The sequence below is a fragment of the Celeribacter halophilus genome (assembly GCF_018860305.1).
Lineage (GTDB): Bacteria > Pseudomonadota > Alphaproteobacteria > Rhodobacterales > Rhodobacteraceae > Celeribacter > Celeribacter halophilus_A.
The window spans coordinates 62,218-82,874 of the sequence record NZ_JAHKPE010000029.1 but is presented as its reverse complement, the minus strand read 5'-3'; the positions used below and the strand labels follow the sequence as shown (position 1 = coordinate 82,874).

The window sequence follows — 20,657 nt, the reverse complement described above, 5'->3', positions numbered from 1 at the left end:
ATTTCAGTCGTCCGGCGTGACCGTCAATGTGACCCGCTCTCCCGCAAACCATGTCATTCCGCGTTCGATGGGCACGCCGTCAACCGTGGTGTTGAGACTCACCGTGCGCAACAGGGGATCGCCCTCGCGCAGGCCGAGGTGGAGCGATTGTGTCGCCGTGGCGCGTTCGGCGCTGACTCGGGTTTCGGCGCGCAGGTAGTCTTCGATACCGATGGATTTGAGCGCCTTGGTGACGGAGCTGATCTCGGTGAATGCGTCTTTAAGACCCGTAGTGCGGGATTCGGGGAAGATCGAAATGAAATGCGCAACGGGGGCATCTCCGGACAGGGAAAGCCCTTCATAGACCAGAACGGGGGCACCTTCGGCCAGATCCAGCGCCTCTGCTTCGGCCTTGTCGCAGGGGCGGGTTTCGATCCGGAGCACTTTCTTGTGTGGCAACCGGCCTGTGGCGCGGATGTTCTGGTGAAAGCGCACACGTTTGCCCAGCGGATAGTCCACGGGAGCCGATTGGACAAAGACGCCTGCGCCACGGCGGGAGCGGGTGATGCCGCGTTCTGTCAGGTCGGAAAGCGCATGGCGCACCGTGTGGCGGTTGACCCCGAACCGTGCGGAAAGCTCGGCCTCGGTCGGCAGTTTGTCACCGGGCCGGTAATGGCCTTTGGCGATTTCTTCGGAGAGCGTTTCCGCGATGGATTTCCAGACGGGTGTGCGAGGCATGGGGAGACGTCACCAAAGTTTCATGAATTATTCCTTGCCGAGTCGCTGTGGATCGGCCATGATTTGTCTAGTTGTATAGGAGTTTAGACAACTCCGCAAGCTGTCTAGATGAGAAAGATGAAGCGCATGGGAAAACCGGATAGCCCGCTGTCCCCCGATCAAGAGGCCCGCAAGGCGTGGATGGGGCTTTTGGCCAAATCCGACGCGGCACAGTTGGCCGGTTTGATTGGCCGATTGGAAAACCTGCCAGATTTCGAGTGGTTGCGCCGACCGGAGGTGGGAGGCGTCATGGTGCGTGGTCGCATGGGCGGCACGGGCGCGCCGTTCAACCTTGGCGAGATGACCGTTACGCGCTGCGCTTTGCGGCTGGAGAGCGGGGAGGTCGGACACGGCTATGTGCAAGGGCGCGACAAGCGGCAGGCAGAGCAGGCCGCGTTGACGGATGCGCTTATGCAAGGTCCGCGTGCCGCAGAGTTGCGAGAGACGGTGCTGGCCCCGCTGGAGGCGGCACAGACGGAGCTCCGCGAGACCCGCGCGGCCAAAGCCGCCGCGACGAAGGTGGATTTCTTCACCATGGTGAGAGGGGAAGACTGATGCCGGAAAAACATATGAACGAACAAAGTCTGATCGGTGCCTTCGAGGCCCCGCCACAAGATGCCGCACGGGCCTTTCGGGCCGCATTGGAAGCACTGGCGCGTCCCGGTTCGATCCATGAGATCACCGGCGGCAAAGCGCCCGCGCCAATGTCCGAGGCGGCGGCAACGCTTCTTCTGACGCTGTGCGATCCGGAAACACCGCTTTGCCTGAGCGGCGCGCATGACAGGGCAGAGATCCGCGACTGGATCGCTTTCCAGATCGGAGCGCCGATTGTCGCACCTGCCGAGGCCATGTTCGCGTTGGGCACATGGGAGGCTTTGCAGCCGGTGACGGAGTTCCCGATTGGCACGGCGGAATATCCCGACCGCTCTACCACGCTGATTGTTGAAACGGACGCGCTTCACCAACACGGTGCGCGGCTCACGGGACCGGGGATCAAGACGGTCGCGAGCCTGTCCCTGCCTGCGCTGGAACCGTTTCAGATGAACGCCGCGCTCTTTCCGCTCGGGCTTGATTTCTACTTCACCTCCGGCACGCAGATCGCAGGTCTGCCGCGCAGCACGCAGGTGTCTGACATGATGGAGACCAACTGATGTATGTCGCGGTAAAAGGAGGCGAGCGCGCCATCGACAATGCACATGCGTGGCTGGCCGAGGAGCGGCGCGGGGATCCCGAGGTTGCGGAACTCGACGTGGCGCAAATCCGCGAGCAGCTTGCGTTGGCGGTCAATCGGGTGATGACAGAGGGCTCGCTTTATGATCCCGATCTGGCCGCACTGGCGATCAAACAGTCGCGAGGCGATTTGATCGAGGCGATTTTCCTGATCCGCGCCTATCGCACGACCCTGCCACGGATCGGACATTCGCGTCCGGTGGAGACCGGCGATATGGCCTGTGACCGGCGCGTATCTGCGACGTTCAAGGATGTTCCCGGCGGGCAGGTGCTTGGCGCGACCTTCGACTACACGCATCGTCTTCTGGATTTCAAACTGATGGCGGAAGGGGAGGTGCCCGAGGCGGCCAGAGCCGAACCGCGACAAGAGCCGACGCCGCATGTCACGAGCTTTCTCAACAAAGAGGGGCTGATCCAGAGCGAAGCGCAGGGCGAGGATTTGGACGTGCAAACCCCGCCGGATTTGACCCGCGAGCCGCTGGAACTGCCCGCAAACCGTGCGCTGCGGCTTCAGGCGCTCACGCGGGGCGATGAGGGGTTTATCCTCTCGATGGCCTATTCGACTCAGCGCGGCTATGGCAACAGCCATGCCTTTGTGGGCGAGTTGCGTATCGGACGGGTCGCGGTGGAGATGGACATTCCCGAACTGGGATTTGCTATCGAGATTGGCGAGGTCGAACTGACCGAATGCGAGACGGTGAACAAATTCGCAGGCTCGAAGGTGGAGCCGCCACAATTCACGCGGGGCTACGGGCTGACCTTTGGTCAGACGGAGCGCAAGGCGATCTCCATGGCCTTGGTGGACCGGTCGCTGCGCAGCAAGGAACTGGGTGTCGAAGTATCGAACTCGCCCGCGCATGACGAGGAATTTGTCCTCTATCACTGCGACAATATTCAGGCGACCGGATTTCTCGAACATATCAAACTGCCGCATTATGTGGATTTCCAGTCGGAGATGGAGCTGGTCCGCAAGATGCGGGCGGAGATTGCCGCCGGACAGGCGCAGGACAGCGCACAGGAGGCGGCACAATGAGCGACTATAATTTCGCCTATCTCGATGAACAGACCAAACGGATGATCCGCCGTGCGATCCTCAAAGGTATCGCCGTGCCCGGCTATCAGGTGCCGTTTGCCTCGCGTGAAATGCCCATGCCCTACGGGTGGGGGACCGGCGGCGTGCAGGTGTCTGCCGCCTGTCTGAAGCCGGAAGATACGCTCAAGGTCATTGACCAAGGGGCCGATGACACCACAAACGCCGTGTCGATCCGTAAGTTTTTCGAGAAGACCGCCGGCATTGCGGTGACGGAGAAAACCCGCGCCGCCACGGTGATCCAGACCCGCCACCGCATCCCCGAGGAGCCGCTCACGGAGGGGCAGGTCCTCGTCTATCAGGTGCCAATTCCGGAGCCTTTGCGCTTTCTGGAGCCGCGCGAGACCGAGACGCGCAAGATGCATGCGCTTGAGGAATACGGGTTGATGCATGTGAAACTTTATGAAGACATCGCCAAACACGGCCATATTGCCACTTCATACGCCTATCCGGTGAAGGTTGAGGGACGCTATGTGATGGACCCGTCACCGATCCCGAAATTCGACAATCCGAAAATGGAAATGGCGGCGATCCAGCTCTTTGGCGCGGGGCGCGAACAGCGCATCTATGCGGTGCCGCCCTATACCAAAGTCGTCTCTCTGGATTTCGAAGACCACCCGTTCGACCCGTCGAAAGCCGAGCATCCCTGTGATCTGTGCGGGGCGGAACATACCTATCTGGACGAGGTGATCGTCGATGACGATGGCGGGCGGATGTTTGTCTGTTCCGACACGGATTATTGCGCCGAGCGGCAGGCCAAAGGCCATCGCGGGCGGCTCTCTCCCCCTGAAACGCTTGCCGAGGAGGCCGCGCAATGACCCCGCTTCTTTCTGTCAAAGACATGCGCAAAACCTATGGCGGGCGGATCGGTTGCACCGATGTGTCCTTTGACCTCTACCCCGGTGAGGTCATGGGGATCGTGGGCGAATCCGGCTCCGGCAAGTCTACGCTTTTGAATTGCATGGCCGGACATCTGCCGCCCGATGGCGGGCAGGTTCTGTTCGACACGCGGGACCGCGGCATGGTCGATACGCTGACCATGTCCGAGCCGGAGCGCCGGATGTTGTCGCGCACGGATTGGGCCTTTGTCCACCAGCACGCCCGCGACGGGCTGCGCATGGGGGTCTCTGCGGGGGGCAATGTGGGCGAGCGTCTCATGGCGGTCGGCGCGCGGCATTACGGACAGATTCGCGAACAGGCGGTGGACTGGCTGGGCCGTGTGGAGATTGATGAGGACCGGATGGACGATCCGCCCTCGGCCTTTTCCGGCGGGATGCAGCAGCGGCTGCAAATCGCTCGCAACCTCGTCACGGGGCCGCGACTTGTCTTTATGGACGAGCCGACCGGCGGGCTGGATGTCTCGGTGCAGGCGCGTCTGCTCGATCTTTTGCGCGGTTTGGTGCGTGAAATGGGCCTGTCGGCGATTATCGTGACCCATGACCTTGCCGTGGTGCGGCTTTTGGCGGATCGTCTGATGGTGATGAAATCCGGCCATGTTGTCGAAACAGGCCTTACGGATCAGGTGCTCGATGACCCGCAACATGCCTATACCCAGCTTCTTGTCTCCTCTGTCTTGCAGGTCTGAGACATGATTTTCGCCTACCGTCCCAGTGAAACCGGTCTTGAGCGCGTGCCCGGCGGCGGTGATCCGGGTGATGAACTCAGGGCCGCGCTGTGGGTCGATCTGCTCAGCCCGCAACCGGCGCAGGTCGCGGCGGTCGAGGCGCTTGGCATTTCTGTTCCGACGCTTGCGGATATGCAGGAGATCGAAGTCTCGAACCGGCTTTACCGCGACGGGAATACCGAGGTTCTGACCATCGTTCTGCCGGGATTGGACAAGCACAAAGAGCCGACCTTCGGCCCTGTCGCCTTTCTGATTACGCCGGAGCGTCTGTTCACCGTGCGCTATCATACGCCACGCCCGTTCGAGACCTTTGCCGCCCATGCCGGACAGTCGAGCGCGGGATATTCGGGACGCAGGCGGGTGTTCTTGGGGCTCATCGAGGAAATCGTCGCCCGCATCGCCGACCTTCTGGAAGGTGTGGGCGAGGCGCTGGACCAGCAATCGCATGTCACCTTTCGCGATCCCGAACCGCGTGGCGACGAACTGGCCGATACCTTGCGCGCACTGGGGCGGCAAAGCGAACAGGTGGCCAAATATCGCCACGCGCTTCTGACCGTTGAACGGGCGCTGTCGAGTTTCGGTCTCGGGCTGGAGAGCGACAAGGAAAAAGGGCTGCGCGAGGTTCTCAAGGCGCAGGTCAAGGACTGTCAGGCGCTTGCGGTGCATGGCGATTTCCTGTCCAGCCGGATCGCGCAACTGACCGATGTGACGCTGGGTCTCATCAATCTCGAACAAAGCGTGGCGAGCCGTATCCTCTCGGTCGTGGCGGTTCTGTTCCTGCCGCCGACGCTGGTGGCCTCTGTCTATGGCATGAACTTTCCGTTCATTCCGGGACTCGACCACCCCTATGGCTATCTGATTGCGACCGTCCTGATGATCGGTTCGGCGCTTGGCACTTATCTTCTCTCGAAATGGAAAAAATGGCTGTAATCCGATGATCAAGATCGACAACGTTTCCAAATCCTTCACGCTGCACAATCAGGGCGCGGCAGTCATTCCGGTCATGGACGGGGCCACATTCGAGGTCGGTGCCGGAGAATGTGTGGCTCTGACGGGCAATTCCGGCGCGGGCAAATCGACACTGATGCGGATGATCTATGGCAATTATCTCTCGGCATCCGGTCACATCTGGATCGGGGACACGGATGTGGCCAATGCCGAACCGCGCGAGATCATCGCCTTGCGGCGGGCCACCTTGGGCTATGTCTCGCAATTTTTGCGGGTTGTGCCGCGCGTGCCGACACTGGAGGTCGTCGCCGAACCGCTTTTGAGCGTCGGTGTGGCGAAAGACGTGGCCTTTGCGCGCGCCCGCGATCTGTTAAGCCGTCTCAACATCCCCGAAACGCTCTGGGGCCTGTCGCCCACGACATTCTCCGGCGGAGAACAACAGCGCGTCAACATTGCCCGCGGCTTTGCCCATGACTATCCGGCGATGCTTCTGGACGAGCCGACTGCTTCATTGGACGCCGCCAACCGCGAAACGGTGTTGAGCCTGATCGAAGAGGCCAAGGCGCGCGGCGCGGCGATCATAGGAATTTTTCACGATGCCCCCGCGCGCGACCGCGTGGCGGATCGGGAGATCAACGTCTCTGCCTTCACACCGGTCAAGGTGGCTTGAGCGATGGTGGGGCGTCTTTATGCGGTGGTCGGGCCTTCGGGCGCCGGCAAGGACACGTTGATCGAAGCTGCGATAGAGCGGCGGCGGGATATTGCGGTGGCGAGACGGGTCATCACCCGTCCGACCGAAGCCGGTGGTGAAGAGTTCGAGGGCGTCACGGTCGAAGAGTTCGACCGGCGCCTGGAGGCCGGAGAGTTTGCGCTGCACTGGGAGGCGCATGGTCTCAAATACGGTGTGCCCATCTCGATCGAGACCGCGCTGAACGAAGGGCGCGATGTGTTGTTCAACGGCTCACGTGCGATCCTGCCGGAAGCCTATGCGCTTTATCCGAACATGGGTGTGATCCTGATTGCCGCCTCGCCGAAAGTGCTGGCAACACGGCTTGCGGCGCGGGGCCGGGAGAGCCGCGAGGAAATCGAAAAGCGACTGGCGCGGGCCGAATATGACATCGCGCCGGGCTTGCCCGTGCGGCGTGTGGAAAATGACGGGGCACTGGAAGCGGCGGTGGAGGCCTTTCTCGCCGCGCTTCAGCCGGAGAGGGTGTAGCGGTGCAACAGGTGGAACCGCCCGTCTTCGGCCTCGCCAAAGAGGCACAACTCGCGGATGTCGAAAGGCACGGGCAAGAGCGGCGTGAGAACGGGATTGAGCGCGGCTTTGACCGCTTCGGCTTCGGTCTCTGCGAGCTTGCCGGTGAGTGTGAGGTGGAAACGGAATTCTTCCATCACATAGGGGTAGCCCCATTGCCGCAACAGCGCGTCCTGCCGCTCGGTCAGCCCCGCTGCGCGGCGTCGCGCCATATCGGCGTCGGCGAGTGGCGCGCGATGCGGGTCGAGCGCGGTGACGATTTCTCCGGCAAGGGTCTCCAGCGCCGCGAGATCGCCCGTGGGCGTGAGCGCCAGAAAGCTGCCGATCCGTGTCAGCGTCAGCCCGTCGAGGGTGACAGGGGCATGGCGGGCGGCGAATGTTTCCAGATCGGCCTCCAGAGCCGCACGGGTGCCGGTCAGGCGGAACGGTGGTTTCAACGTGCCGTGAAACCCGTATTTGCGCGGCGTGGCGGTGATGTCCTGCACAGGGCGGGGCAGACCGTCGATATCGGGATGCGTCCGTTCAACACCTGCGGCAGCGTCCCAGCCCAGCCATCGTGCGCAAAACGTGCCAAATTCCCCTGGCGGCGGGGCGTAATAGACCGCGTATCTTTTAAATTCTTCCATGCTGCTGCTCTTAGCGCTCCTACGTCACATGCGTGTGACAATTCTCGGGCAGAGCGGGCCTTCTGACAAGGACAAGACGATGACAGATTTTACACTGACCAATGCCCGGATCGTTCTGGAGACGGAAGTGCTTACCGGAACGCTGCGCGTGGAAGGCGGCATGATCAAGGATGTGAGCGCGGGCGGCACCTCGGTTGCCGGTGCGGTGGATGTGGAGGGCGATCTGGTGATCCCCGGCCTTATCGAGTTGCACACCGACAACCTCGAACGCCACATCGAGCCGCGCCCGAAGGTGGACTGGCCGCATCAGGCCGCGATTCTTGCCCATGATGCGGAACTGGCTTCTGTGGGCATCACCACCGTGTTCGACGCCATGCGCGCAGGGTCTATTCACCGCCAGAAAGGCGATGCGGGCTATCACAAATATGCTCGCAGCCTGTCGCACGAGTTGATGCATCTGCGCGATCTTGGCGCTTTGAAAATCAGCCATTTCCTGCATCTGCGTGCCGAGGTGTGTTCGGAAACGCTGGAAGAGGAGCTGGCCGAGTTCGGGCCGGAGGATCGTGTAGGGCTGGTGTCGCTCATGGATCACACGCCGGGCCAGCGGCAGTTTCGTGACCTGTCCAAGCTCAAGGACTATGTGCAGAAGAAACGGGGCATGACAGATGCCGAGTTCGACGACCATGTGAACCACCTCTACGAATTGCGTGACACATTTGGCGCACGTCACGAAGCCGTCGCCGTGGCGGAGGCGAAACGTTTGGGTGCGGTTCTGGCCTCCCATGACGACACCACCGCCGAACATGTCGAAGTGTCGCGCCGGCACGGGGTGCGAGTGGCGGAGTTCCCGACGACCATTGAGGCGGCGCAGGCCTGTAAACTGCATGGCATTGCGGCCATGATGGGGGCCCCGAACCTTATTCGCGGCGGCTCGCACTCCGGCAATGTCGCAGCTCATGATCTGGCCGAACGCGGGCTTTTGGACATTGTGTCCTCGGATTATGTGCCGTCGGCGCTGATGTCATCGGCGATTTTGCTGGCGGATTTGTGGGCTGATCTGCCCCGCGCGATTGCCACGGTGAGCGCCAATCCGGCAAAGGCGGTGGGACTGTCTGACCGTGGCCGGATCGCACCGGAGCTTCATGCCGATCTGGTGCGGATCGCCCGAATCGAAGGCACGCCAGTGGTCCGCGGCGTCTGGTCTCACGGGCGTCAGGTGGGCTGATCTCTAAAGGTTTCTGCGTGTTCAGACCACCTCGCCATTGGGCAAGGTGGTCGACGGACCGGTTGCGGCCACATCTGCATTTTGAGCTTTGGGCCTCTGAACGGCTCAGCCCTTCAAGGCGTTTTCAACCGCAAGTTCGGCCATTTTCAAAATTGCCTCGCGGCTGCTGGCCGCGGCAATGAACAATCCGTTGTGGCAGAATTTCGCGCCTTTGACGCCCGAGGCGGCTTCCAGTTCAGCGCCGCTCAGGCCGGCCCATGCCGCCGGAAGGTCTGCGCGCTGCTCGAAGCCTTCATCATATTTGCGAATGCCGCCAATGGTCCAGTCGCCACCGCGCGGGGTGATGACGAAGAGCAGGTGATCGGCTTGGGCCTTGATGACGGCGGGGCGGAAGGGCATGCCCATCGGCAGTTCAAGGATCGCACAGTCTCCGGCTTTTTCGATAGCCTCCATCACCATCGCCTCGGCGCGCAGTTTGGCCGCGCTGCGGTTGACCCGTGCTTCGACAAAGCTGCGGGCAATGGCGACCGCGCCGTGGAATGCTTCTGTGTCGCGGTCTTCACCCGTATCGTCGAACACGGGTTTCAGGGTCTCGATCAATCCTGGCAAGGCGAGAGACGAAAAGATACCCGCCTCCGACAGACTTGTCGCGCCATTGTCGACCAGATCGACCGGCAGGACAAAGGACGCGTCGAAAGAGCCGTGGACCGTGGCGAGGTGGTCTTCGGGAATGTCGAAGCTGCGCAGATAGTCCAGCCCGAAATGTTTCCAGATCAGACCAAAGGAGCTGTAAGGCTCGCCGGACTCGCGCAGGGGGGCACCACGTTGGTGATGGTCGAAAATCCGCACTTCGGGATCATAGGCCCCGCCGACATCATAGATGACGCGGTCGGCCTGCGGTGTGATCCACTCGGCGCTGCGGCTGCGGATGACTTGGGCCTTCGGGAAAAGGCGGCTCAGAATGACGGTGGAGAGGACTTCATCGGCGTGAAATCCGCCCGAATGTGTGACGAGAAACTCGGGGGCTGTAACGGTCATAGGCGGATATGCTCTGTGTCAATGAAAGGGAAACGCGCAGCCCCTCTACCGTCTTTTGACCTCAGCGTGAAGAGCGTGCAGCGTTTCATTTGCCGCCATATGCGAGAGTGCGCCCCTCAGAGGTCGGGACGCACCGCGCTGGCTTGCGGCAAAATCCACGGGCCACCGGTGGGCGGCTCCGTATTGGTCCGCACGGTGCAGCCATAGCTTGCGGAGAGGGCAGTGTCTGTGAGCACCTCTTCGGGCGTGCCTTCTGCGCGCAATTGTCCCTCGCTCAACAAGGCCACGCGATCCGCGAACATGGCGGTCAGGTTCAGGTCGTGCATCACCGCAATCACCCCGCCGCCCCGCTGCGCATAGTCGCGGGCGATTTCCATCACGGTGAGCTGATGCCCGATGTCCAGCGCGGACACCGGTTCGTCTAGGATGAGCCAGCGCGGATGCCCGTCCAGCACAGGTTCCCAGATTTGCACCAAAACACGGGCAAGCTGCACTCTTTGCCGTTCCCCGCCGGAGAGTTCCTGCATCATGCGACCTTCGAACCCCTCCAGTCCGACCCTTGCGAGCGCGGCTTGGGGCAGGTGGTCCAGCCCGTCCGCGCGTCCTGTGGACAGCCCTGCGGTCAGGCCTAGTCGCACCAGTTCCAGCACGGTGAAGGGAAAGGCGATATTGCCCGACTGCGGAAGCACCGCGCGGCGTTGCGCGAGGTCGAGCGCGGAGAGGTGATGCAGCGGCGCACCGTCGAGGCTCACGTCTCCGGTGAAGTCCTGTTCGCCAGTCATGGCACGCAAGAGTGTCGTCTTGCCCGACCCGTTCGGGCCGACAATGGCCGTCACCTCGCCTGCGCGGGCGGAGAAATTGACGCGGTCCAGCACTTTGCGCGCGCCGAATTGCACGGTGATCTCGGAAGCCACAAGCATGTCAGTTCTCCAGCAAGGCGCGGTTTTTCAGCAGGATCCAGAGGAAAAACGGCCCGCCCAAACAGGCGGTGACGATGCCGATGGGCAGTTCGGCAGGGGCCACAGCCAGACGGCTGACCATATCCGCGAGCAACAGCATGATTGCGCCCAGAAGGGCCGCGTTGGGCAAGAGGTTGCGATGTTCGGGGCCTTGGATCAGGCGCAACAGATGCGGCACCACGATGCCGATAAATCCGATCCCGCCGGTGATGGCGACAGAGGCTCCGACAGAGCCCGCGACAGACAGGATCGCGATGCGCTTCATCTTTTGCGTGTCGATCCCCATATGGGAGGCGACCGCCTCGCCAAGCGCCAGAGCATCAAGTGAGCGCGCCAGAAAGGGGGCTGTGACAAGTGCCAGCGCGATGATCGGCCCTGCGGACAGAAGCTTTGCCCACGTCGCGCCCGCCACCGATCCCATGCCCCAGAAGGTCAGGTCGCGCAGCTGGTCGTCCGTGGCTTTGTAAACAATGAAACCGGTGAGCGCGCCGGTGAGCGCCCCTAGTGCAATCCCAGCCAGAAGCATGGTTGCAACAGAGGTGCGCCCGCCGCGCGTGGCGATTTTGTAGAGCACAATTGTGGAAACCCAACCGCCAGAGAAGGCCGCCAGAGGGATGAGATAGGCCCCCACGAGGTTTTGCAGAGCCAGCGGCAAAAGCCCGCCCAGAACGATGGCGGCCACGGCTCCGAATCCTGCGCCCGCCGAGACGCCGACAAGGCCCGGATCGGCCAGAGGATTGCGGAACAATCCCTGCATCACCGCGCCTGCCACGGCAAGCGCCGCGCCGACCAATGCGCCTGTGAGCACGCGCGGCATGCGGATGTCCCAGACCACGGTCATATCCACGCGGCTGACCTCGCCAATTCCGAATTTGGCAAACAGTGCGCCGATGACATCGGTCTCGCCCGCCGCCCCCCAACCGAGCCCCATGAGCATGGTCAGCCCCAGCACAATGAATAGCGCCATGCGCAAGGCACGGGCCTTGGCGCGGCGGTCTCCGGCAACCGGACGGGTTTGTTCGAACGGGCGGGGTTCGGCGATGGTCATGGCTTACTCTTTGGTGCGGCAGCGGCCCTGAGCGCGTCATGCAACTCTTGGGCAAATTCGGCTGTGCGCGGCCCAAAGCCCAGAGCCGCCGGATCAATACGGACAAGCGCGTCGTTTTCACCCGCAGGGGTTTGTGAAATGGCGGGCAGGGAGAGGATGTCGTCCTGACCGTGATCCATCTCCGGCGTTCCGGTGCGGGTCATCATCAGGATCACATCGGGCGCGGCGGCGATGATCGCCTCGTCGCTCATGATCTTGTAGCCCTGATACGCCTCCGCCATGACATTCTCGGCCCCTGACAGGGTGATGATCCCGTCTGCCCCCGTGCCCGATCCGGCGACATTGAGGCGGCCCCCCTGATTGGACAGGATGAACAGCACACGCGGCGGAGTGTCGGCGGCATCAATGGCGGCGTGGAGGTCTTTGAACTGCGCTTGGACCTTTGCGGCCAGCGCATCGGATTTGTCACGGACGCCCAGAGCCTCGCCCACGGTGTGAATCGCGGCAATCACGGAGTCCTCGGAAAACCCGTCTTTCACGGGGACCAAGGGAATGGCGGCAGCGCGAAGCTGGTCGAGCACTTCGGGCGGGCCGGCCGTGTCGCGAGTGACGATCAGATCGGGACCGACCGAGAGCACACCTTCGGCGGAGAGTTGGCGCATGTAGCCGACATCGGGCAGGGCCTCGACCGCTTCGGGATAGGTCGATGTGGTGTCACGGGCCACAAGCCGGTCCTCTTCGCCCAAGGCATAGATGATCTCGGTCACAGGTCCGCCGATGGAGACAATGGCGCGGGCTTCGGGATAGCTCTCGGCAGCCGCCGCCAGAGGGGCGGACAGAAGCAGAGCGGCACTCAAAAGCAGGTGTTTCATGCGTCCTCCGGAAGATTGGCGAGAATGTCATGCCATTGGGCCAGATCGTCCGTGTCGTCCGTGCGCTGGCCGAAACACTGGAAGATCAACCCGCCCTCGGCATCGAAGGCCTCCAGCGAGACAGCGGGGCCGCGTTTCGTCGGTTTGTCGACAACGTAAACCTCGGCAATATGATCGCTGCGCAGATGCAGGTTGAATCGCGGATCAAGGACGTTAAGCCACGGGCCCATAGGTTTGATCGTGTCGAGTGTGCCCCAGTGGATCTGGATATGGCCGCGATTTCCGACAAAGAGGATCACCTTTTGCCGCACCCCGGATGTCGCGTCGAGAAAGCTCTCCACCGCAGAGGGCGCGATTTTGCGCACGAAAGGCGCACCCGCGAGGCGATAGGCCCCCAGACGGTTCATGCCGAGTTTCGACACCAGCCGGTTGAACTGATGCGTGTCGGTCAGGCCCTTCCAGCCCTCCACAAGATCATCGCGCTTTTCCGCATGGATCTTGGCCCCTTCGACCGGCGGGCGTGGCGCGACGGTGATTTCGGGGCTCTGGACTTCAAGCCGCAACACATCGACGAGCGGTTGCCATGCGTTTTGGTTGGATGTGTCGCGCAGGAATATCTTTTGCAAGGCATCGCCGGACGGGTCGAAGAATTGCAACGTGCGGCGCAGCCCCTTGGGCGTTTCATTCTCGATGGCAAAGCCGAAAGCCCAGAACTTCGGGAAAATCCGTGTGTCGATCTCCTTGCCCAGAACCATCGCGGCGTGGGGGCCGGATTTGTAATCCTCGAAGGTGCCGACACGTTCATGCACGCACGAGGCATTCCGCGTCAGCGACATGACCTCGCCCAAGGCGGTCAGGCGTGGCATGACCTCGTCAGGGTGGTGAGCGATGCGGGTGACGGTCATGCCGTCCTGCGTGTCCCCGATATGGGCGGCGACAAGTTCGGCTTCGGAAATGCCGAGACTGTCGGCGAGGTCACGGTCGCGCTTGTCTGCATTGTCCGCTTTGGCGCGGCGGATGTCTTCGGGAGAAAGGGGTTTGTTCATGGCGTGGGCCTCACGGGATAGAGTGATGGCGCGCGGGACACGAAGGAAACCCCGCGCGCTGGCTCGGGTCAAAAGACCTTGGCAACTGGTTGGGGGAGGGAGCGGTGGACATAGCGCGGTTTCCCCTGATTCAAATGTCGGAACATCAGGCTGGCAGCCAGGGTGGCGCTTGCAAGTCGCGCTTGGACTATAATATCTTAGTTATTTTGTCAAGATTATATACGCGCCGTTACGAGCTATGGTTTTGCTCTTTCCGTTGCGGCGGCTCCAGCGCTGTTTAATGCATGGTTTCCGTCCGGTTTGATCGCCGTTATAAACGCAGCCACCCCGTGATCCTGTGCCGACAAAGGAGGCCTCCCATGAGCACCGCCACACCCGCAACGCGGTTTCTGGACCGGCACAAGATTTCCTATGATGTGTTCGAATATTCCTACGGCGGGGGAGATGGCCCGATCGGATTGCAGGCTGCCGAGGCGATTGGCTGGACGCCGGATCGGGTGTTCAAGACCTTGATGGTCGAACTCGATGGCAAACCGGCCTGCGCTGTGATCCCGTCCGACCGGAGCCTGTCGATGAAGAAACTGGCCAAGGCACTCAAAGGAAAATCCGCCACGATGATGGAGCCCGCCAAGGCCGAGCGGCTGACAGGGTTTCATACCGGAGGGATCAGCCCCTTTGGTCAGAAGAAAGCCGTGCCAGTGCTGTTTGACGACACGGTTCTGACGGTCGAGCATCCGGTGGTTATCAATGGCGGCAAGCGCGGGCTGATGGTCTGTCTCGACCCCGTGCCCGCGATTTCCGCACTTCGGGCACAAGTGGCGGCGATTTCGATTCTGTGAGCCCTCGGGAGGGATGGTCGTGTCTGGCTGCGGCTTTCGGGCGACACAACCGCATGTTGAAAAGGCGCGTCCTGTCCAGAAAAGCGTTAACAGCGCGAATCGCCTGTGCTAACGTCGCTGTAATAAAAAGAATTTAGGCAGGCATATAGGCAATGAAGACGGGCTTTTCAGGCACGTTTGTCATCGCGTGGACGCAAGGAGAGCTTGACGGGCTGACCTTTGCGCCGCTTTCGGCGTTGACCGTTGGCGCGACATGGCGCTGGACGGGGGAGGCCGTATGTATCGACGGTGCACGCGATGTCTACGTTTTGGAGAATGCAATCGGGCAGGCTGAGCTACATCAGCGGGCCGCGCAATCCGTGCGCCGGATGATCGGGAGAGCCTTGGACGACGCTCCCGCCTATCAGGACGGCGAGACTCGCGCGCGTCTTTTCAATGGTGGGTTCGATGTGACGGATGGCCTCAAGCGCTATGAAATCTCTTTGATCGATATGCCGGACCTCGGAGCACCCTTGCTGATGTTCCTTGGCGAGATGCCCCCTGCGGAGACCGACCTCTGGGTGGTCTCTGTCCATGTGGACACGGTGGCGGATGCGCAGGAGGCACAGCCCGGCGGGGTGATTTGTTTCACGCCGGGGACTAGAATTCTGACGCCGGAAGGGCCGCGTCCCGTCGAGGCGCTGCGCGAAGGCGACAGGGTGCAAACCAAGGACAACGGGGTGCAGAAGCTGCGCTGGATCGGTCAGCGGCACATTTCGGGGGCGCGCCTGTATGTCATGCCGCAACTGCGTCCGATCCGCTTTCGGGCAGATGCACTGGGCATGGGCGAGCCGGATGAAGACCTGATCGTTTCGCCCCAGCACCGGATGGTGTTGCGCGGACAGGCGGCGCGTGACCTGTTCAATGCCGACGAGGTGCTGGTCTGCGCCAAGGACTTGGTGAATGACCGTTCGATCATCGTCGAGCGCCAGATCAGGGAATTGGACTATATCCATCTGTTGTTTGACGCCCATCAGGTGATTTTCGCAAACGGGCTGGAGACGGAGAGCTTCCACCCCGGATTTGCCGATCTGGACGAGGTCTCGCCACGCCAGCGTGAGGCCCTGCTGGCGCGTTTCCCCTATCTTGAGACCCATACCGAAGATTACGGCCCCGCCGCGCGGCGCGCGCTCACGGCGGCGGAAGCGGCAATCCTGTTGCATAAGGTGGCATGAGGGTTAGGGTGCGGCTTCGAAAAGATCGGCGGATGGCTTGACTCCCTTCGGATCGCCTGTATAAGCCCGCCATCCGGTGTGCAGCGATGTGCCTCGGGTATTCATTGGTGTTGGTGGCCCTCGCAAGAGGAACCCTGTCAACCCGGGGAGCGGCTCAGACCGTCCGGGGAGAGGACAACGCCCTTCGAAATTTTTAGAAGGAGACCAGCCGTGACCAAACGCACGTCTGCCAAGTACAAAATCGACCGCCGTATGGGCGAAAACATCTGGGGCCGTCCGAAGTCCCCGGTCAACCGTCGCGAATATGGCCCCGGCCAGCACGGTCAGCGCCGCAAGGGCAAACTGTCCGACTTCGGCCTGCAACTGCGCGCCAAGCAAAAACTCAAAGGCCACTACGGTGACCTGACCGAGAAGCAATTCCGTCGCATCTTTGCCGACGCCGAGCGTCAAAAAGGCGATACCGGTGAAAACCTCATCGGTCTGCTCGAGTCCCGTCTCGACGCCGTTGTTTACCGTGCGAAATTCGTGGCAACTGTCTTTGCTGCCCGTCAGTTCGTGAACCACGGCCATGTGCTCGTGAACGGTAAACGTGTGAACATCCCCTCCTACCGTGTGAAAGAGGGTGACGTGATCGAAGTGCGCGACAAATCCAAACAGCTCGCTGTTGTGCTTGAAGCAACGCAACTGCCCGAGCGTGACGTTCCGGATTACATCGACGTTGATCACTCCAAAATGGTCGCAACCTTCGTGCGCAAGCCGGGCCTCTCCGATGTGCCTTACGCTGTGCAGATGGAACCGAACCTCGTCATCGAATTCTACGCTCAGAACTAAGTCTGGGCCGAAAATCGAAGATTTCGGAAAGGCTGCCCTTCGGGGTGGCCTTTTTTCATGGCGAGGGGGGTGGAAACCGACGCGCTAAAGCAACATCTGCGCGCGCGGTGTTCATCTGTCTGGCAATGTCTCTCTTGCGGCGCTAAGAGAGGCGGAGAATTCTATGCGAGTGGACTAATGACCCGTTTGATCGAACCGCAACCTGGCATCCTTGACATCGCTCTGTATCAGGGGGGCGCCAGCCATGTGCAGGGCGTCGACAATGTGATCAAGCTGTCGTCGAACGAAAATCCGTTCGGTGCGCCAGAAAGCGCGAAGACAGCCTTTGCCAAGGCGGCGCATAACCTGCATCGCTATCCGAACACGGATCACGCCAACTTGCGCAAGGCCATTGCCGAAGTGCACGGGCTGGATGCCGAGCGCATCATCTGTGGTGTCGGTTCCGACGAGGTGATTACCTTTCTGTGTCAGGCCTATGCGGGTGTGGGCGACGAGGTGATCTACACCGAACACGGGTTCTCCATGTATAAAATCTCTGCCCGTGCGGTAGGGGCACAGCCGGTTTGTGTGCCGGAGCGCGAGCGCGTGGTTGATGTGGATGCCATTCTGGCGGCCTGCACCGAGCGCACCAAACTGGTGTTTATCGCGAATCCGGCCAACCCGACCGGCACGATGATCGGCCAGCGTGACATTGCACATCTGGCCGCGAATATTCCGCCGCAGACGATTCTTGTGCTGGACGGGGCTTATGCCGAATTTGTCGAGGGTTTCGATGGCGGTGCGGCTCTGGTTGAGTCGCGGGACAATGTGGTGATGACACGGACATTCTCGAAAATCTACGGTCTGGGCGGGGTGCGTGTCGGTTGGGGCTATGGTCCGAAAGACATCATCGACGTGCTGAACCGAGTCCGTGGTCCGTTCAACCTGTCGGAGCCGCAACTGGCCGCCGCCGAAGCCGCCGTGAAAGATCGCGACTGGGTCGAGAAATGCCGTGAAGACAACACGCGGTTGCGGGCATGGCTGGCCGAAGCACTGATGGAGCTGGGCGTGCCTTCGGATACGTCTTGTGCCAACTTCATTCTGGCGCGGTTTCAAGATCAGGCCGAAGCCGAAGCCTGTGACGAGTTCCTCAAACAAAACGGCATCATCGTGCGTCGTGTGGCGGGCTATGGCCTGCCGAATTGCCTGCGCATCACGGTGGGGGACGAAGCCTCCTGTCGTCGGGTTGCCCATGTGATCGGTCAGTTCCGTGGAGAACAGGCCGGTGTCTGAAGCTATGTCCAAGGTGATGTATAACCGCGTGGCCCTGATCGGTTTGGGGCTTATCGCGGGGTCCATGTCCTTGGCCATGCGGCGTGCGGGCGTGGCGGGCGAGATCACGGGTTATGCCCGCTCGCAAGCCACCCGTGACACGGCGCGCGAAATCAATCTTGTGGATCGGGTCTGCGACACGGCTGTCGAGGCTGTGAAAGATGCGGATCTGGTTGTGCTGGCCGTGCCTGTGGGCGCGATGGGGCCGGTGATGGCAGAGATCGAAGCCACGCTCAAACCGGGGGCGATTGTCACGGATGTGGGCTCGGTGAAGAAATCCGTGCTCGACGCCGTGCTGCCGCATATTCCCGAAGGCGTCCAGTTTATCGGCACACACCCGATGGCAGGGACCGAACATTCCGGTCCGCGTGCGGGGTTTGCCGAGTTGTTCGAGAACCGCTGGTGCCTGATTGTGCCTTCCGAGACGGCGGACGAAACCGAGATCGAAAAGCTCGAATCCTTCTGGTCCGCCCTGGGTGCGAATACCGAACGCATGACACCGGAGCATCATGACACGGTTTGCGCCGTGGTGTCCCATGTGCCGCATTTGATCGCCTATACGATGGTGGGGGTCGCCGATGATCTGGGCCGCGTCACCGATCAGGAAGTCATCAAATTCTCTGCCGCCGGTTTTCGGGATTTCACCCGCATTGCGGCTTCTGACCCGACCATGTGGCGCGATGTGTTTCTGACCAACAAAGAGGCAGCGCTGGAAATTCTCGGACGGTTCACCGAAGAGTTGTTTGCCCTGCAACGTGCCATCCGCACGGGCGACGGCGATCACCTGCATGACTATTTCACCCGCACCCGCGCTATCCGTCGCGGCATTATCGAAGCGGGGCAGGACACCGATGCGCCCGATTTCGGACGTGCGAAAAAGGGCGAGTAAGGCCGTTCGGGCGTCTGTTTCTGCGCGCTCAGGCGATCACCGGATCACGATGCGCGGGGCAGGGCCCAGAGGGATGAACCCCAGCGAGATCATCCCGTCTTTCAACGTCAGTTCCGCATCAATCGTATCCTTGCGACCGGACAATCCCGCTAGCATTTCACCGGCACGCAGCGTGAGATTGCTCATGTTTTCAGGGATCGCCCCCACGGAAATCGCCAGTTCGATCATCTCGCGCCAGTTCTCTGCCTTGATCGCCAGCTTGCCGACCGGATAGCCCCGCGCGTTGATGTCGAACGCGCCCGCCAGCTTGAGGTCAAGTTCTCCCCAATGGGCCGAAAGCGTGGTGAGGTCGATATGGGTGGGCTGCGGGCGCGGTCCTTCGAGTGCATGGATGTTCCACGGCCCGTCGAATGTGGCCTGCATGTCCAGATCAAGCGCTTCGAACCGGTCCGAGAGAAGGCCCTTCGGGTCCAGCCCGTCAATCAGCCCGCCAGTGGGGGCGAAGCCCTCGACATGGAGTGCAATGTCATGGGTGAGCGGATCGTCTGCCTGACGCTGGGTGGTGATCTCGCCGCTCTCAAGCGTGAACCCCCAAGTCGCCGTGGAGGCAACGCGCATATTTTGCAAGCTGAGCGCGGCATGATCGAGCGTGAGACTGGGGCCTGGATCGACGAAAAGCTGCGCCTCGGCCAAGTCCTGTGTGATGTCGAGGCGCTGGTAGGGTGAGGCCAGTGTGACCTCGGGCGCCATGCGCAGAGTGAACCGTGTCGGGCGGTGGCTCTGGCTGAGAATCTCGATGCGCGGCGTCGAAAGCGCCACACCCGTGCGCGGGTCGGCCAGTTGCGGCTCGCGAATCTCCGTGTCGAATCGGGTCGGGAAGCCACGGGTCTTGATGTCGGCCACCTCGGCTTGCCAGCCTTCGGAGGCGCGGCTGTCGATCCATGCGGCGATGGCGCTTTCCGTGCCTTTCGCACCGATCATCCAGTAACCGCTGTAAATCACGACGGCGGCCAGAAGGAGCCAGAACAGTTTGCGCATCTTCACCTCTTGTAAGTGGATCGGGCTTTTCATTCCTGCCCGCCCCGTATTTAAAACCTTTCGTGACGAACTTGGGATACAAGTCGATTTTGAAAGGCCTGCGACATCGTTATGTTGTGCTGCGTTTCGGGAAAGCCTGTGACTCAGGTGTTCGGGAAGCGCTTTCACACCCGTATTAACCGCGGGCGGAGGGGCTGGAAAGACGGCAATGAGGAAAAGACGATGACAGGCGATCACGCGTTGGTCAGGGATGGTTTCTGGGTCTTTGGCTATGGCTCCCTGATATGGAATCCGGGGTTCGACTTTACCGAGCGCCGCCCTGCGACACTTTCGGGCTATGCGCGAAGCTTTTGCATGTGGTCGATCCATCATCGCGGCACGCCGGAGGCGCCGGGGCTGGTGCTGGCACTGGACGAGGACGAGAGCGCCCAATGTCACGGGTTGGCTTTTCGCGTCGGGCCGGAAGTGGCGGCGGGCACTCTGGAATATCTGCGCGAGCGCGAACTGGTCTCCTCGGCCTATCTCGAACGCGAAGTGGTCTTGCGGCTGGAGGACGGGCGGGACCAAAGGGCACTGGCCTATGTCGTCGATCCGGATCATGTGCAATATACGGGGCCTTTGAGTCTTGAGCGTCAGGCCGAGGTGATCGCCTCTGCTACAGGCGGGCGGGGGCCGAATTGCGACTATCTTTTCTCCACCGCGCGGCATCTGGCCCAGATCGGCATGGAAGATCCGGAGCTGACCGAGCTCTCTGATATGGTGCGCCATCGCTTAAATGCCTGATACACGAAATCGCGTGTTGGCATTGGGGGCCTCTT

23 protein-coding genes are annotated in these 20,657 nt (G+C 61.4%); 15 read left to right on the top strand and 8 right to left on the bottom strand.

The features are described from left to right. Positions 1-3: 3 nt before the first annotated feature. Entirely contained in the window at positions 4-717 is a 714-nt protein-coding gene (gene phnF, locus KO492_RS11040) for a phosphonate metabolism transcriptional regulator PhnF (RefSeq protein WP_216045003.1), read from the bottom strand. A gap of 126 nt (positions 718-843) precedes the next feature. Between phnF and phnG the strand changes: the two genes are divergently transcribed. The 8 genes from phnG to phnN are packed head-to-tail and all read left to right on the top strand — an operon-like array spanning position 844 to position 6,864. Next, positions 844-1,311: a phosphonate C-P lyase system protein PhnG gene (phnG, locus tag KO492_RS11035; protein WP_216045002.1), complete on the top strand. Its 468-nt coding sequence runs from the start codon at positions 844-846 to the stop codon at positions 1,309-1,311. 14 nt (positions 1,312-1,325) lie between these two features. Beyond that, the gene (phnH, locus tag KO492_RS11030; RefSeq protein ID WP_216045001.1) at positions 1,326-1,907 is read left to right on the top strand and encodes a phosphonate C-P lyase system protein PhnH; all 582 of its coding nucleotides are present in this window, start codon (positions 1,326-1,328) and stop codon (positions 1,905-1,907) included. Beyond that, complete coding sequence (locus tag KO492_RS11025; protein ID WP_216045000.1) at positions 1,907-3,019, top strand: carbon-phosphorus lyase complex subunit PhnI; 1,113 nt, start codon at positions 1,907-1,909, stop codon at positions 3,017-3,019. Before phnH ends, KO492_RS11025 begins: the two co-directional genes overlap by 1 nt. Further along, the gene (locus KO492_RS11020) at positions 3,016-3,894 is read left to right on the top strand and encodes an alpha-D-ribose 1-methylphosphonate 5-phosphate C-P-lyase PhnJ (protein ID WP_216044999.1); all 879 of its coding nucleotides are present in this window, start codon (positions 3,016-3,018) and stop codon (positions 3,892-3,894) included. The genes KO492_RS11025 and KO492_RS11020 overlap by 4 nt, the downstream gene beginning before the upstream one ends. Next, positions 3,891-4,661 (top strand): phosphonate C-P lyase system protein PhnK, encoded by a 771-nt coding sequence (gene phnK / locus KO492_RS11015; RefSeq protein WP_216044998.1) that lies wholly within the window; start codon positions 3,891-3,893, stop codon positions 4,659-4,661. Before KO492_RS11020 ends, phnK begins: the two co-directional genes overlap by 4 nt. A 3-nt stretch (positions 4,662-4,664) precedes the next feature. Continuing rightward, a complete protein-coding gene (locus KO492_RS11010) occupies positions 4,665-5,630 on the top strand; it encodes a CorA family divalent cation transporter (RefSeq protein WP_216044997.1) in 966 nt (321 codons plus the stop codon). A gap of 4 nt (positions 5,631-5,634) precedes the next feature. Beyond that, complete coding sequence (gene phnL / locus KO492_RS11005; RefSeq protein WP_216044996.1) at positions 5,635-6,318, top strand: phosphonate C-P lyase system protein PhnL; 684 nt, start codon at positions 5,635-5,637, stop codon at positions 6,316-6,318. A gap of 3 nt (positions 6,319-6,321) precedes the next feature. After that, the gene (gene phnN, locus KO492_RS11000) at positions 6,322-6,864 is read left to right on the top strand and encodes a phosphonate metabolism protein/1,5-bisphosphokinase (PRPP-forming) PhnN (protein WP_216044995.1); all 543 of its coding nucleotides are present in this window, start codon (positions 6,322-6,324) and stop codon (positions 6,862-6,864) included. Here the strand turns inward: phnN and KO492_RS10995 are convergent. After that, entirely contained in the window at positions 6,846-7,529 is a 684-nt protein-coding gene (locus tag KO492_RS10995; protein ID WP_216044994.1) for a DUF1045 domain-containing protein, read from the bottom strand. The two genes, phnN and KO492_RS10995, sit on opposite strands and share 19 nt — an antisense overlap. Positions 7,530-7,608: 79 nt before the next feature. On the opposite strand from KO492_RS10995, the gene KO492_RS10990 reads away from it, so the two are divergent. After that, on the top strand, positions 7,609-8,754 hold the full coding sequence (locus KO492_RS10990; RefSeq protein ID WP_216044993.1) for an alpha-D-ribose 1-methylphosphonate 5-triphosphate diphosphatase: 1,146 nt from the start codon (positions 7,609-7,611) through the stop codon (positions 8,752-8,754). Positions 8,755-8,859: 105 nt separating this feature from the next. Here the strand turns inward: KO492_RS10990 and KO492_RS10985 are convergent, their stop codons facing one another. The 5 genes from KO492_RS10985 to KO492_RS10965 form a co-directional block, all read right to left on the bottom strand. Continuing rightward, entirely contained in the window at positions 8,860-9,792 is a 933-nt protein-coding gene (locus tag KO492_RS10985; RefSeq protein ID WP_216044992.1) for an MYG1 family protein, read from the bottom strand. A gap of 116 nt (positions 9,793-9,908) precedes the next feature. Next, on the bottom strand, positions 9,909-10,712 hold the full coding sequence (locus KO492_RS10980; protein WP_216044991.1) for a heme ABC transporter ATP-binding protein: 804 nt from the start codon (positions 10,710-10,712) through the stop codon (positions 9,909-9,911). Between the two features lies 1 nt (position 10,713). Further along, positions 10,714-11,799, bottom strand: a complete 1,086-nt coding sequence (locus tag KO492_RS10975) for a FecCD family ABC transporter permease (protein WP_216044990.1) — start codon at positions 11,797-11,799, stop codon at positions 10,714-10,716. Continuing rightward, positions 11,796-12,671, bottom strand: a complete 876-nt coding sequence (locus KO492_RS10970; RefSeq protein ID WP_216044989.1) for a heme/hemin ABC transporter substrate-binding protein — start codon at positions 12,669-12,671, stop codon at positions 11,796-11,798. The genes KO492_RS10975 and KO492_RS10970 overlap by 4 nt, the downstream gene beginning before the upstream one ends. After that, positions 12,668-13,717: a hemin-degrading factor gene (locus KO492_RS10965; RefSeq protein WP_216044988.1), complete on the bottom strand. Its 1,050-nt coding sequence runs from the start codon at positions 13,715-13,717 to the stop codon at positions 12,668-12,670. Before KO492_RS10965 ends, KO492_RS10970 begins: the two co-directional genes overlap by 4 nt. Positions 13,718-14,076: 359 nt before the next feature. Between KO492_RS10965 and ybaK the strand changes: the two genes are divergently transcribed. From ybaK to KO492_RS10940, 5 genes are all read left to right on the top strand, one after another. Continuing rightward, on the top strand, positions 14,077-14,556 hold the full coding sequence (ybaK, locus tag KO492_RS10960) for a Cys-tRNA(Pro) deacylase (RefSeq protein WP_216044987.1): 480 nt from the start codon (positions 14,077-14,079) through the stop codon (positions 14,554-14,556). 152 nt (positions 14,557-14,708) lie between these two features. Then, positions 14,709-15,770 (top strand): Hint domain-containing protein, encoded by a 1,062-nt coding sequence (locus tag KO492_RS10955; protein ID WP_216044986.1) that lies wholly within the window; start codon positions 14,709-14,711, stop codon positions 15,768-15,770. Between the two features lie 210 nt (positions 15,771-15,980). Then, complete coding sequence (gene rpsD, locus KO492_RS10950; protein ID WP_066607150.1) at positions 15,981-16,601, top strand: 30S ribosomal protein S4; 621 nt, start codon at positions 15,981-15,983, stop codon at positions 16,599-16,601. 177 nt (positions 16,602-16,778) lie between these two features. Beyond that, positions 16,779-17,873: a histidinol-phosphate transaminase gene (gene hisC, locus KO492_RS10945; RefSeq protein WP_216044985.1), complete on the top strand. Its 1,095-nt coding sequence runs from the start codon at positions 16,779-16,781 to the stop codon at positions 17,871-17,873. Positions 17,874-17,877: 4 nt separating this feature from the next. Further along, complete coding sequence (locus tag KO492_RS10940) at positions 17,878-18,801, top strand: prephenate/arogenate dehydrogenase family protein (protein ID WP_216045023.1); 924 nt, start codon at positions 17,878-17,880, stop codon at positions 18,799-18,801. A 36-nt stretch (positions 18,802-18,837) separates the two neighbouring features. Here the strand turns inward: KO492_RS10940 and KO492_RS10935 are convergent, their stop codons facing one another. Further along, on the bottom strand, positions 18,838-19,872 hold the full coding sequence (locus KO492_RS10935) for a DUF2125 domain-containing protein (RefSeq protein ID WP_216044984.1): 1,035 nt from the start codon (positions 19,870-19,872) through the stop codon (positions 18,838-18,840). A 189-nt stretch (positions 19,873-20,061) separates the two neighbouring features. Between KO492_RS10935 and KO492_RS10930 the strand changes: the two genes are divergently transcribed. Continuing rightward, on the top strand, positions 20,062-20,622 hold the full coding sequence (locus KO492_RS10930; RefSeq protein ID WP_216044983.1) for a gamma-glutamylcyclotransferase: 561 nt from the start codon (positions 20,062-20,064) through the stop codon (positions 20,620-20,622). Positions 20,623-20,657 lie beyond the last annotated feature (35 nt).

Excerpts from the sequence above, each read along its gene's own strand:
- phnF (WP_216045003.1), bottom strand. The coding sequence starts at position 717 with ATGCCTCGCACACCCGTCTGGAAATCCATCGCGGAAACGCTCTCCGAA.
- phnG (WP_216045002.1), top strand. The coding sequence starts at position 844 with ATGGGAAAACCGGATAGCCCGCTGTCCCCCGATCAAGAGGCCCGCAAG.
- phnH (WP_216045001.1), top strand. The coding sequence starts at position 1,326 with ATGAACGAACAAAGTCTGATCGGTGCCTTCGAGGCCCCGCCACAAGAT.
- KO492_RS11025 (WP_216045000.1), top strand. The coding sequence starts at position 1,907 with ATGTATGTCGCGGTAAAAGGAGGCGAGCGCGCCATCGACAATGCACAT.
- KO492_RS11020 (WP_216044999.1), top strand. The coding sequence starts at position 3,016 with ATGAGCGACTATAATTTCGCCTATCTCGATGAACAGACCAAACGGATG.
- phnK (WP_216044998.1), top strand. The coding sequence starts at position 3,891 with ATGACCCCGCTTCTTTCTGTCAAAGACATGCGCAAAACCTATGGCGGG.
- KO492_RS11010 (WP_216044997.1), top strand. The coding sequence starts at position 4,665 with ATGATTTTCGCCTACCGTCCCAGTGAAACCGGTCTTGAGCGCGTGCCC.
- phnL (WP_216044996.1), top strand. The coding sequence starts at position 5,635 with ATGATCAAGATCGACAACGTTTCCAAATCCTTCACGCTGCACAATCAG.
- phnN (WP_216044995.1), top strand. The coding sequence starts at position 6,322 with ATGGTGGGGCGTCTTTATGCGGTGGTCGGGCCTTCGGGCGCCGGCAAG.
- KO492_RS10995 (WP_216044994.1), bottom strand. The coding sequence starts at position 7,529 with ATGGAAGAATTTAAAAGATACGCGGTCTATTACGCCCCGCCGCCAGGG.
- KO492_RS10990 (WP_216044993.1), top strand. The coding sequence starts at position 7,609 with ATGACAGATTTTACACTGACCAATGCCCGGATCGTTCTGGAGACGGAA.
- KO492_RS10985 (WP_216044992.1), bottom strand. The coding sequence starts at position 9,792 with ATGACCGTTACAGCCCCCGAGTTTCTCGTCACACATTCGGGCGGATTT.
- KO492_RS10980 (WP_216044991.1), bottom strand. The coding sequence starts at position 10,712 with ATGCTTGTGGCTTCCGAGATCACCGTGCAATTCGGCGCGCGCAAAGTG.
- KO492_RS10975 (WP_216044990.1), bottom strand. The coding sequence starts at position 11,799 with ATGACCATCGCCGAACCCCGCCCGTTCGAACAAACCCGTCCGGTTGCC.
- KO492_RS10970 (WP_216044989.1), bottom strand. The coding sequence starts at position 12,671 with ATGAAACACCTGCTTTTGAGTGCCGCTCTGCTTCTGTCCGCCCCTCTG.
- KO492_RS10965 (WP_216044988.1), bottom strand. The coding sequence starts at position 13,717 with ATGAACAAACCCCTTTCTCCCGAAGACATCCGCCGCGCCAAAGCGGAC.
- ybaK (WP_216044987.1), top strand. The coding sequence starts at position 14,077 with ATGAGCACCGCCACACCCGCAACGCGGTTTCTGGACCGGCACAAGATT.
- KO492_RS10955 (WP_216044986.1), top strand. The coding sequence starts at position 14,709 with ATGAAGACGGGCTTTTCAGGCACGTTTGTCATCGCGTGGACGCAAGGA.
- hisC (WP_216044985.1), top strand. The coding sequence starts at position 16,779 with ATGACCCGTTTGATCGAACCGCAACCTGGCATCCTTGACATCGCTCTG.
- KO492_RS10940 (WP_216045023.1), top strand. The coding sequence starts at position 17,878 with ATGTCCAAGGTGATGTATAACCGCGTGGCCCTGATCGGTTTGGGGCTT.
- KO492_RS10935 (WP_216044984.1), bottom strand. The coding sequence starts at position 19,872 with ATGAAAAGCCCGATCCACTTACAAGAGGTGAAGATGCGCAAACTGTTC.
- KO492_RS10930 (WP_216044983.1), top strand. The coding sequence starts at position 20,062 with ATGACAGGCGATCACGCGTTGGTCAGGGATGGTTTCTGGGTCTTTGGC.